This window comes from Parachitinimonas caeni (assembly GCF_030129945.1).
Classification (GTDB): Bacteria; Pseudomonadota; Gammaproteobacteria; order Burkholderiales; family Chitinimonadaceae; genus Parachitinimonas; species Parachitinimonas caeni.
Genome location: NZ_JARRAF010000016.1, coordinates 99,517 through 111,181 on the forward strand (window position 1 = coordinate 99,517; position 11,665 = coordinate 111,181).

Here is an 11,665-nt window from a genome sequence, read left to right on the forward strand (position 1 = left end):
TTTAGGATGTTTGAGTGCAGTACAAACCGCCACGGCAGCGGAGCCTATTCGATTCGCAACCTATCATGGTCAGTTTGTTTATGTGGCGAATGTATATCGGGGGGCCTTGGGTCGTGGTCCTGAGATTCGCGAATTAACCAATCATCTTTATACCTTGGCCGGACAAAACTGTTCAGCCAGTCAGGCTGCGGGTCTGGCCCGCAAGATATTTGGTTCTGCTGAATTTTCCGGGTTGGGATTGAACGCTACCCAGAAAGTGACACGCGCCTATCAGGCCGTATTGTCCCGCGCACCCGATCAAGATGGCCTGGCCTATTTCGTTGGCCGCCTGAACCAAGGTGCCGCCATTTCGGAAGTTGCCGCTTCAATGGCCATGTCCCCTGAATTTGCCGACACACAGTTGCCGGCTTTCTGCACCTTTGAAATGGTCTGGCCACATCCTTACGAAGGCTGATTGTCTGTCTACCACCATCAAGGGGGGCCTTATAGCGGGCACTGCTTTGGGGTGGGTAGTCTTCGATGCTGCAAAGCCCTTGCATGGTTGCCATGCAAGGGCTTTGTGCATTGAGGGGTTTGGCTTTTCGTTTAACCTTCCATCGCCCAGATCAGTGCCGCGACCGTTTCGCGCAGGTGGCTGCCGGATAGCAGGGCGTGGTGATTGGCGGGGATAGACCGTTCACGATAGCCACGCAGGGCCAGCGGGTGCCAGTTGCGATGCATTGACGCGGGAATCGGGTCGTCCACCTTGGCCAGCAGGTGGGTGATCGGGCTGCTGAGTGCCAGCGTGGGCGAATACAGATCCAGCATGCGGCAGTAGCGTGCATCCTGCTCGGCCAGCCGTTCGCGAGCCTCCTCCAGTGTCTCGTCAGCCTCGGCGGCCAGCGCCACCAAGCCATCGCCCAGCGGCGTTGCGGTCAGCTCGGTCAGTGCCTGGCCGGTGTTCTGCCAGCAGTCGAGCAGGATGACAGCATCGACGACCCGGCCATGCCCGTGCAACAAGCCCGCCAGCCCCAAGGCCAGCTTGCCGCCGCCGGAATATCCGAGTAGCACCAGCTTTTCGCCTTGCGGAAGCTGGCAAGCCTGCTCGCACAGCGCCTCCAGCCAGGTTTCGATTGACTGATCAAAGTCAGCATCCAGGCTGTACAAATCACAATCCGGCAGATGGGCGGCCAAGCCCGCATAGACCACACCCAGACCCGGTGCAGGGGGCAAGGCGATCAGCGTGATGTTCTCCGGGCTGATCGGGGCGCTGCCGTAGTGACGCAGCTGCCCGGCCACCAGTGGCGCCGGCCGGTGCAGGCCGTCGGCCAGCTGGCGTGCGGTTGGCAGCTGAAAGATCAGGCCGGCCGGGCAGGGGAGTGACAGATGCTGTTCGATGCGCCGCGCCAATTGCATGGCGGCCAGGCTGTTGCCTCCGCCCGTAAAGAAGTCCGTATCCGGGCCGATGCCGGGCAAAATCTGCTGGAACACCTGCAACACCTGCTCCGCCAGCGGACTGAGGTCCAGGGCTTCGGTCTCGATCGGTGTCGGTGCGGGCAGCGGCAGCTTTGCCAGTGCCGAGCGGTCCACCTTGCCATTGACTGTGAGCGGCAGCTGATCAAGCCAGCGTACATGGCCCGGCAGCAGATGCAGCGGCAGGATCTGTGCCAGCCGTGCCCGTAGCACCTCGTCGGAAATACGCTGGCCTTGCAGGCAGGCCACCAGCTCGGCGCCAGTCGGGCCCTGCTGCACCAGTACCGCCGCCGCGCTGATGCCCTGCTGAGTGAGCAAGGCGGCTTCCAGCTCGCCAGGCTCACAACGCTGACCCCGTATTTTTACCTGATCATCCTGCCGGCCCAGATAGCAGATCTGACCATCAGCCAGCCAGCAGGCGAGGTCGCCGGTACGATAACCACGCAAGCCATCGTTGCTCAGGTAAAACCGGGCGGCGGATTCCTGCGGGCGGTTCAGGTAGCCGAGGGCGACGCCCACCCCTTCGACCCAGAGTTCGCCCGGCACGCCCAGCGGTTGTGGCTCGCCAGCCGGATTGACGATACGTACCCGGCTGTTGGCAACCGGTCGGCCGATTGCCAGATGGCCCGCCTCATCGACCGCCCGGCTGGCCATGCCGAGAGTAGCGCAGACGGCGGTTTCGGTTGGTCCGTAGGCGTTGAAGACGCTGAGGCCGGGGCGGGCAATGCGGCTGAGATCGTGGCCAAATGCGGCCTCGCCCGCGAGGATCAGACAGCGCAAGGTATTCAGATCTGCCGGCTCGATCTGGCGTAGATGAGAGGGTGTGAAAGTGGCAACCGTTACCCCGCATTCACGCAGGAAGCGGCCCAGGCGCTGGCTGTCGCGGGTGGTCGGGGTGTCAACCAGAGCGACCGTGGCACCGGCCAGCCATGCCATGAAGAACTCGGAGAGCGAGGCATCAAACGCTGCTGCCGCCAGCTGGAGCACGACATCGCCGGGTTGCACGCTGAAGCTGGCTATCTGGTCGGCGATCATATTGGCGAAGGCGCGGTGCGATACCCGCACGCCCTTGGGCTTGCCGGTCGAGCCGGAGGTATAGAGCAGATAAGCTGGGGCTTCGTCGGCCAGGTGGGCGGAAAAATCGGGCAGGGCGGGCAGGGGGGCGCCATCGTCGTCGCTGTCATCCCAGATCAGTATCTCAACTGAAGCGGGCAGACCAGCCCGGCGCATGCGCTCGCCCAGCTGCGGCGACGTCAGTAGCAACTGGCAGTCCGCGTCGGCCAGCAGGTCCAGCAGGCGCGCATCGGGGTGGCGGGCATCCAGCGGCAGGTAGACACAAGCTGCCTTGAAGCATGCCAGCAAGGCGCTGGCCCAGGGGCTATCCCGATCCATCAGCACGGCCACTGGCAGGCCGGGCTGGCCGCCAGGGCGCTGCAAGAGCTGCATGGCCAGCTGATGTGCCCGCCGGTCGAGCGTCTGGTAATCGACCGTACCTGACCGGCAAATCAGCGCCTGCGCGGCGGGACGTTGCCCGGCCAGCATGGCGATGCGGTCGGCCAGCGACCACTGCGGCACCGGCATGGTGCGACCCCGTCCGAACTGGTCAAGCTGGCGCGCTTCTTCGATGGTCAGCATCGGCAGCTGGTTGATCAGGCAATCGGGGGTGGCAATCGCCTGCTCCAGTAGCATCTGCAGGCGGCCCAACAGGCGTTCGGCGCTGGCGGCCAGATAGAGGTCGGTGCTGTAGCGCAGGGTGCAGCGCAGCCGGTCGTCGGCGTCGATGCCGAATTCAAATACCAGATCGAGATCGGCGGTGCGTGTCGGCAAGGTGACGTCGCAGACCTGAATACCCTCCAGGCCACTGGTGGAGCGGGGGCTGTTCTGCAAGACCAGCAGCACATCGAACAGGGCATGGCGGCCTGGCTGGCGAGGCGGTGCAAGAGCATGCACCAGTCGATCGAACGGCAGGCTGGCATGGTCGAGCGCCGCCTGACTGCGTTGGGTGGCCTCTTCAAGCAGGGTGGCAAAGCTGTCTTCCTGGTCGATGGCGAAGTCGAGCACTACGGTGTTCACGAACAAACCGATCACCGATTCCAGCTCCGGCCGGTCGCGACCGGCTACCGGGGTGCCGATCCGCACCTGGTTTTCGCGATCATGGCGGAACAGCAGGGCAGCCAGACTGGCGGCCAGAAAGCTGAACAGGCTGCTGCGCTGCTGGGTCAGCTGGTTTTGCAGTCGGCTGACCTGGGTCAGCATGGTCCGGCTCAGACTGTGGCCCTGCCCCGACGGCTGCAATGGCCGGATATGGTCGGCCGGAATGCGGGCAATCGGCGGCAGGTCGCCAAGCCGCTGCTGCCACCAGTCGAGCTGGCTGGCCCATTCGGCTTCTGCTGCCGGGCTACGGCTCCAGACTGCGTAGTCGTGGTAGCGCAGGCCGACACTGTCAGCGCAGCTGCCACCGTTGTAGGCATGGGCGAGCTGTTCGAGCAGCAAGCCAAAGCTCCAGCCGTCGCCGGCAATGTGGTGCAGGACGATGCCCAGCACGGCATCGGTCGGGCTCAACCGGTACAGCACAAAACGGATGACCGGATCGGAATCGAGCTCAATCGGCTTGTGCGACTGATGCACCATGTCTTCCACCACGGCCTGCAGTGGCTTGCCGAGCCAGTGCATGACTTCGAGCACCTCGCAGTTCGGGGTCAGCCGCTGGCGGATGCCATCCGGGGTGTCGTGGTAGACCGTGCGCAGAATGTCGTTCTGGCTGACCACCTGCCGGCAGGCCTCGGCCAGCGCGGCCAGATTCAGCCGGCCAGCAAGGCGGAATGCCGCAGCCAGCTGATAGGCGGTGCTGCCCCCCAGACGGCTCAGCATCCACATGCGCTCCTGCTGCGGCGAGCACGGGAAATCCTGCGCATCCGCACTGACGGTGATCGCCTCGCGCGGGCTGGTCGGGCTGCTGGTCTGACCATCGAGCCAGCTCGCCAGCTCGCGTACCGATTCGTGCTGGAAGAAATCGACAAGCGATACCTGACGGCCCAGGCTGCTTTCGATGCGTGACACCACGCGGACAGCGTGCAGGCTGTGCCCGCCCTGTTCGGAAAAGCGCCGCACCACATCCACCGCGCCTTGTCCCAGCACCTCGGCATAGAGGGCGGCCAGCGCCTGTTCTGTCGGTGTTTCGGCCAGCGTTGCGGCCTGCGTGATGGCCGGGCCGAAGTGGGGGGACGTGGCGGTCCAACCTTGGCAATAGGCGAGTAGTGGCAGGTAATGCAGCCGGTGGCGCAGCCTGGACTCGTTGCTCAGTACCAGCGGAAATGCCGGGCGCTGCGTGGGTGTGGCACCTGGGGTTTCCAGCCGTGCGCTCAAGCCCGCCAGCGTACTGGCATGCTGCGCGCCGCTGCCCGGATCTTCAACAAACTGATACTGGTCGAGCAGGCTCACTGCGTCGATCTCGGCGGCCAGCATGCCCACTTCGCAGTAAAAAAGATTCTGATCATCGGTCTGCCAGGGGGCGTGGCTGAGAAAATCGCGCAAGGGCTGGTTGCGATCGGTCCTCAGCAGGGGCGCCGCGATGCGGCGGCAACCAGTCTGCCGGGCCAGTCGGCCCAGTGCACACAGAATGGCCCACTCAACTCGCCGGCCCAGTACCCGGCAACTGAGCAGCAGAGTATCGAGCAGCAGGCGCTGCTGGCTGTTATCCACCTGCACCAGCACGGCACCGGTCAGGCCATAACGGCCGAAGCGGTCTTCCACCTCCACGGCCAGCACCTGCCAGTCCTCACACGCCGCCAGTTCGCGGATCTCCTCTTCAGTGCGCCGCGTGCCGCTGAGATTGAACTGATTGGTCCGCTGGGTCAGCTGGGCCAGCCGTGCAAACTGGAAGGGCTGTGCCGGGCCGATACGCAGAACCAGGCCGATCTGCCTGGCGAAGCTGCCATCATCGACGCTGGGCAAGCCTTGCCGCAGCGCATCGCGTTCACGCTCCGCCCGCATCATGTCGGCACGCTCGCGGTCTTCGGCGGTGATATTCGCGACATCGAACGCCCAGATGCTGCCAAGCCAGGCCGCAAACTGACCGGCATCAGCCGGCAGTGGCAGCGCCAGGGCTTCCGGACAGTTCTGCATGACTTCGGTGCACTCGACCAGGCTGTCGTCGAGCAGGATGACGCTATCGACCCCGACATTCAGCTCAGACGCCAGCGCGCGCAGATTTTCGGATTTCGGCTGCCAGTTGATGGCGGCTGCCGACAGATGTTCACGCTTGAGCAGCATGTCGGAACGCTGCTCGAAAACTGCCCAGACATCCTCAGCGACATTCTTGCTGGCCAGTGTCAGCAGCCAGCCTTCAGCCCGGCGGGCCAGCAGGAAGGCCTGCAGGGCAAGGTGGCCGGCAGTCAGAACGATGCCTTGCGGGCCGGCTTCGCCACATACCCCTCCCCACAGCGTGTTGTCGCAGTCGATGGCGAGCACTTTGAACGGGGGTCGGGCCCGGCACAGTATCTGCCGGGCGATTTCAGCGCCCAGGGCCGCAAATGCGGCCGGCGAGTAGGGCAGATGGCCCACGTGGTCGGCAACCGGGTCGAACAGGGCGCCATCCACCGCCCGTCGCATACCCTCCCCGGCTGGCCAGACACTGACGCCGGGCAACTGGCGGCACTCGGCCTGCAGGCGTTGTTGCCATTGTGCGGCGGCCTCGGCCAAGGTCGAAGACAGGGCGGCGGCGGGTAGATCCAGAATCACCAGCGGTTGCTGGCTCGGGCGGTGACGGATGGCCTGCAGCAGGGTTTGCCCCAGCTCATCCAGTTGGCGCTGACCTTCCGGGCTGTCCGGCAGATCGCGCAGGGCATCGGCAAAGCGAAAGGCCAGAATGCCCAATCGCGCCTGATTCAGCGGGCTGTCCGCATGGTGCAAGGCCTGCAGGCACTGGTTGTAAGGCGCAAGCACCAGCGTGCTCGGGCAGGCCCATTCCCGCAACCAGCGGCGGGCGGCCTCGACGGCAGGTTCGGCGGTAAAGCTGGCCGCCAGGGCCACACTGGCAGGCGCCTGCAGACGCTGCTCAGCCGGCCACAGGGCATCGACCCCGAGCTGCGGCTGCGCTGCGGCAACGCGGGCCAGCGCCTCGAACTGCGCGGCAATCGTCGCCATGACGGCCGGGTCGTAGCAACGCGCATCAAAGCGAAAACGCAGCACCGTTTCCTCGCCGGGCAGGAACTGGCATTCAAACGGATAGTGGGTGTACTCGAACAGCTGGACATCGTCGTTGCGAACCCTGGGCAGGGCCGGATCGGCTTCGGCATTGGCGCCGAGCGGGTAGTTCTCGAACACCAGAATATGGTCAAGCAGCGCCTGCCGCAGCGGATGGGCGTTCATGACCTCCGCCAGGGGCTGGTGGTGGTGGGGCTGGGCGACCAGATTGCCGGCATGAACCCGTTGCAGCAACTGGATCAAAGTCGGTTGATCGTCAAATCGCACTCGCACCGGCACGGCATTGATAAAGATGCCGACGGTGGTTTCGGCGTTCGGCAGATCGGCCGGCCTGCCCGAAACCGTGGCGGCAAACACGGCATCGCGCCGGCCATTGAGGCGACCTAGCAACAAGCCCCACAGGGTCTGAACCACGCCATTCAGGGTAGTGCCGGCGGCCTGGGCCAGCTCGCTCAAGCCTTCTACGGTGGCGGGGGCCAGACCATGGCGCCATTCGGCGGCCTGATACTCGCCCGCTGGCGTGGCGAAACGGGCTTCAATGCGGCGGGGCATCGGCGTGGGTTGCTCCAGCCCGGCCAGCGTCGTTTGCCAGAAAGCTTGTGACTCAGCCCGGTCGCGCCCGGCCAGCCACTTGATGTAGGCCACAAATGGCGGCGGCGGCGGCAGGCGCAGGGTTTCTTCGCGCAGCCCGGCCAGATACAGCGCATCCAGATCGCGCTCCAGCATGGCCAGACTCCAGCCGTCGAGCAGAATGTGGTGGAAACTCCAGACCACCCGATGCGAGGCCGGACCTTGCCGGAACAAGGCGAGCCGCAGAGGGACTTCGGCAGTCAGATCAAATCCGCGCGCAATATCTTCGGCCTTGTAGCGCGCAATGACTGCCGCCTGTGCCTCAGCCTCCTGCGCACTGAGATCTTGATAATGAAATACCAGTGGCGCTGACTTGAGCACAATCTGCACCGGCTGTGGCACTTTGCGCACGGCAAAGACGGTGCGCAGGATGTCGTGACGGTCTACGAGCCGTTGCCAGGCGGTTTGCCAGGCTTCCACCTGCAAGGGGCCTTCCAGCCCGTAATCCAGCTGCTCGAAGTAAGCGCGCGAGGTGGGCTCGCGCAGGGCGTGGTAGAGCATGCCTTCCTGCAAGGGCGAGAGGGCATACAGATTCTTCACATTGGAACGTTCGATCATGGCTGTGTGTCTGCGCGAAAGGGCAGGCACCCCTGGCACGCCGGCAAGCCGCGCCGGTCACGCGGGGTGCCCTGTTTGTTTATTGGGCTCCCAACAGGTTTGTAGATGGTTTTGGCAGATTTGCAGAGATAAAACGTCGATTTATGCAGGGAATGGCAGATTTGCATGCCGAAAGCACACTGCTGCGAGCGGAGCAGGATTTTTTATTAGGCTCTGTTGACGTTTTGTTTCCGGTCGCGCCGGGTCGAGTTTTGGGGCAGGGCGAGGCAGGGTGAGTGCGGTTTAGCGAGCTAAATAAACGAACCCTAACGACGCCTTGCCCCAAAAATCGACCTGGCCCGGAGGGTTTCGACGGATTTGGGCCTGCTGCGGTGTTAAAAATCGCTTGCTTAGCCCACTAAGCGGCGCGCTTTTCGCCTTGCATCAGGCCCAAATCCAACGAAACGCGATCCGGAAATAAAATGTCAACAGAGCCTAGGTTCTGTTCGCTGCCACACGGGGCTTGAAAGGACACCGCAACAATGAAAAAAGCCGGAGCTGTTGGCTCCGGCTTTTTCATGAATTCTGGTCGGGGTGAGAGGATTCGAACCTCCGGCCTCTACGTCCCGAACGCTTAGCCCTTGTGCCGGTTTTACTGGTGTTCTAAGCTGTTCTCTGATTATTTGGGCCATTCTTGGGCCATTGGGCCATCAGGGAGACGTATGGGGCAGATCACGAAGCGTGGGGAGTACCAGTGGCGGGCCAAGGTCAGGCGCAAGGGCTTCCCGGAGCAGTCGCGCACCTTCACCTACCGGGAGGACGCGGAGAAGTGGGTTCGCATGGTCGAGAGCGAACTGGAGACCACGGGCTTCATCGACAGGCGAGAAGCAGACAAAACCACACTTGCGGCAGTCCTTCAGCGCTATCAACGCGAGGTCACCCCCTCTAAAAAGTCGGCAGCCATCGAGTCCGTGAAGATCGATGTGCTCCTGCGCGACCAAGCGCTGGTCGGCCTGAAGATGACCGCCGTCACAAGCGCGGAGGTCACCAAATGGCGGGACCGCCGACTCAAGGATGTTACCGGGGGGACCGTCAACCGTGAAATCGACGTGCTCTCGACTGTATTCAACCATGCTCGGCGTGAGTGGGACATCCACGTCGAAAACCCGATCCAGTCCATCAAGCGTCCCGAAAAGGCGCGCGCGCGGGATCGCCGCTTTTCGTCTGAAGAAGAGTCCTACCTGCTGGCCGCGCTGACGGGTGGGGAGCGCCTGGTCGATGGAACGTTCAGCAAAGGAGCTCGCAACCCGTGGCTGTTACCTCTTGTGAAGCTCGCCATTGAAACGGCCATGCGGAGGGGGGAGTTGCTTTCGCTGACTTGGGAGAACGTAGATCTGGAGCGCCAGACCGCTCATTTGCCCGACACCAAAAACGGCGACGCGCGAACGGTTCCGCTCTCGACGCGTGCTGTGGCCATCCTCAAAGCGCTGCCAACACCAGAGGCCGAGGAGGATCTTGAGGGCAACACGGAAGTCCAGCGCTCGGGGGCTGTGTTCCCGACAACTGCACTCGCCCTGCGAAAGGGCTTTGCGAGGGCCATTGAGCGCGCGCAGGAGCAGTATCGGGCCGACTGCAAGCAGGCCAAGCGCAGGCCCGCCCCGGGCTTCCTCGAAGATGTTCACTTCCATGACACGCGGCACGAGGCTGCGTCACGGCTGGCTGAGAAGCTTACAAACGTTCTGGAACTGTCGGCGGTCACTGGCCATAGAGACCTGCGCATGCTGAAGCGCTACTACCATCCACGCGCGGAAGACCTTGCCAAGAAGCTGGGTTGACGTGGATAAGCTCGTGGACAGCAAAAGTTGTCCACGTTAGATCGCCCCGGCTCGGCTCGATAGATCGCCCCTGCTGTAACCCCGGTTCCTCGATAAATCGCCCCAGTCAGGGTCGATAGATCGCCCCTGTTCTATACAGATAGGGGTTCTGATAGCTCTTCAGATACTTTTACTGGTAGTTGGGCTGCGCGAATCTGTGGAAATCCGCTCGTAGCGCACTTGGTCCATCCCACAGAGCATTTGGGGACTCAACCCTCAGTCCAAGACCTTGAAGCGCTCCGGATCGACAAGGTCTTTGAGCGGGATCTGCAGGGCGTCAGCTAGCAGCCCCATGTTGTCGATGGACACGTTTCGCTCTCCGCGCTCTACCTCGCTGACGTACGTCCGTGACAGCCCCGCATCAAGTGCCAGGGCTTCCTGAGAAACGTCGCGCAGACGGCGGGCCAGGCGCAGGTTGGCCGCAAAAACCATTCGAGCTGACTGCTTTTCCTTGTTCTTCTTCATGCAGCCAAGCGTGACTACTCGCGCCCGCGTCGGCTACAAGCTATGAGAGACTTACTGTCAACCATAAGTGACATTAAGTCGTTAATGGGCAGATGAAAGTAGCCTATGGGAGAAGATGAATGAGGATTGCTATTGGCCTATTCTTCGCCGCCATGATCGTGGCTGGCTGCGCGACGACAGAGCAGCCGGATGGCAGTACCCGCGTGTCGGTGTCGTTGAGTGACAAGCTCGGCCTGCAGCCTAGGAACACAGCCAGGGCACCGGCCAGCACTACTGAGGCCACCCCGGCCGCTGACGCCGCACGGGCTCCTGCACCGGCTCCCGGTGCAGGGAGGCAGAGTGATACCCCTTCGAGCGCTCCTGCTGCACCGCGCGTCTCGGCGACAAAGCTGGCGGATGTCTTCGCGAAGCATCCCTACGACGGAACGCCCAAGACCTACTTCCCACGCGTGGCTGTCACGGTCACGGACTGGTCGCGTAACGACTGCTGGGTCGGCACAGCCACCATTTGGTGGAGCAAGTCCAAGTCCGAACCCGTGCCCGCCTTCTCGGTGTGCTGGGGACAGTCGGTGGGGTACGCGGTCAACAACGCCGCGAACCTGCACCTCTTCATGCAGCAGATGGCGGTCGAGCACAGCGGCAATGTCCGCACTGTTGGCCCCAAGCCGCCCATGCTGGCCATCCCCGACCGGCAGCCGATCAGCGAGCGGCAGCAGCTCGCCTTCCAGGGGTTTATCCAGCAACTGGTGCTCGACACCGGATGGCAGCCGGGCGCACCGACCAATCTCTGGTTGGTAGGGTATGACGCCAACGCGGTCATCAAGCCAACCGTGCCTCCTGCCTCCAGCAACGGAGCGTCGCAGCCCGTGGACGCCAAGACCAAGGCGCAGCTCGAACAGGCGCTGAGCTGCACGGCCATCGGTCCACGATTTGAACTGGCTGAGTCGCTGCTCAAGCAGTCGGGATGGAATCCAGATCAAGGCGTCACTCCGGTCACGCTCGCCGAGCCCGTCAAGGTCTATGGGTTCGGCGTCCGCAAGGTAGCGGTGTCACGTGACGGGGGGGAGCAAACCTACCGCAGCTACTTGCCCGGCCTTACGGTCCAGCAGCTTGCGGGATCAGGCTCGCTGAAGCTGGGCAAAGACGGCAAGATCTATGGCCGTTTGACCAAAGTCGGCGTGTTGTCGGCAGGTATGGAGGGCAGCGAAGCCACGCTGACCTGCACAGTCAATACCGAAGGCTCGGAGGGCTGACCATGGCGATGCAATGCCCGAGCTGCGGCAGCACGCACATCCAGCCTATGGCCGTTGTGCATGCGGGCGGCACGCAGCACCTCCACGCAACGCACACGGCGGTCACTTCAGATGGGCAGTTCGTAAGCGTCCGACCGTCCCATCTACCGATTCCCGCGTCAAGCCACCACACTCTGAGATTTCCTTGTCAGGAGCGGAGCGATGGCGCAAGAAAGTGAATCCTGGGCGCAGCGAGAGGCGCATGTTGAA

The 11,665-nt window shown here is 63.1% G+C and carries 5 protein-coding genes; 3 read left to right on the plus strand and 2 right to left on the minus strand.

Annotated elements, in window-relative coordinates; translation table 11 throughout:
- Positions 1-10 precede the first annotated feature (10 nt).
- Positions 11-454, plus strand: a complete 444-nt coding sequence (locus PZA18_RS14340) for a DUF4214 domain-containing protein (RefSeq protein WP_284101544.1) — start codon at positions 11-13, stop codon at positions 452-454.
- A gap of 131 nt (positions 455-585) precedes the next feature.
- Here the strand turns inward: PZA18_RS14340 and PZA18_RS14345 are convergent, their stop codons facing one another.
- Complete coding sequence (locus PZA18_RS14345) at positions 586-7,845, minus strand: non-ribosomal peptide synthetase (RefSeq protein WP_284101545.1); 7,260 nt, start codon at positions 7,843-7,845, stop codon at positions 586-588.
- 701 nt (positions 7,846-8,546) lie between these two features.
- Between PZA18_RS14345 and PZA18_RS14350 the strand changes: the two genes are divergently transcribed.
- Positions 8,547-9,659, plus strand: a complete 1,113-nt coding sequence (locus PZA18_RS14350) for a site-specific integrase (RefSeq protein ID WP_284101546.1) — start codon at positions 8,547-8,549, stop codon at positions 9,657-9,659.
- 255 nt (positions 9,660-9,914) lie between these two features.
- Here PZA18_RS14350 and PZA18_RS14355 read toward each other — a convergent pair whose 3' ends face one another.
- The gene (locus PZA18_RS14355) at positions 9,915-10,163 is read right to left on the minus strand and encodes a helix-turn-helix domain-containing protein (RefSeq protein ID WP_016445613.1); all 249 of its coding nucleotides are present in this window, start codon (positions 10,161-10,163) and stop codon (positions 9,915-9,917) included.
- Between the two features lie 119 nt (positions 10,164-10,282).
- On the opposite strand from PZA18_RS14355, the gene PZA18_RS14360 reads away from it, so the two are divergent.
- Positions 10,283-11,416 carry a hypothetical protein gene (locus tag PZA18_RS14360; protein ID WP_284101547.1) on the plus strand — a complete coding sequence of 378 codons (1,134 nt, stop codon included), beginning with the start codon at positions 10,283-10,285 and terminating at the stop codon, positions 11,414-11,416.
- Positions 11,417-11,665: the final 249 nt, after the last annotated feature.

What these genes read in the sequence shown, in the direction of transcription:
- PZA18_RS14345 (WP_284101545.1), bottom strand. Translation starts at nt 7,845, where the DNA reads ATGATCGAACGTTCCAATGTGAAGAATCTGTATGCCCTCTCGCCCTTG.
- PZA18_RS14350 (WP_284101546.1), top strand. Translation starts at nt 8,547, where the DNA reads ATGGGGCAGATCACGAAGCGTGGGGAGTACCAGTGGCGGGCCAAGGTC.
- PZA18_RS14355 (WP_016445613.1), bottom strand. Translation starts at nt 10,163, where the DNA reads ATGAAGAAGAACAAGGAAAAGCAGTCAGCTCGAATGGTTTTTGCGGCC.
- PZA18_RS14360 (WP_284101547.1), top strand. Translation starts at nt 10,283, where the DNA reads ATGAGGATTGCTATTGGCCTATTCTTCGCCGCCATGATCGTGGCTGGC.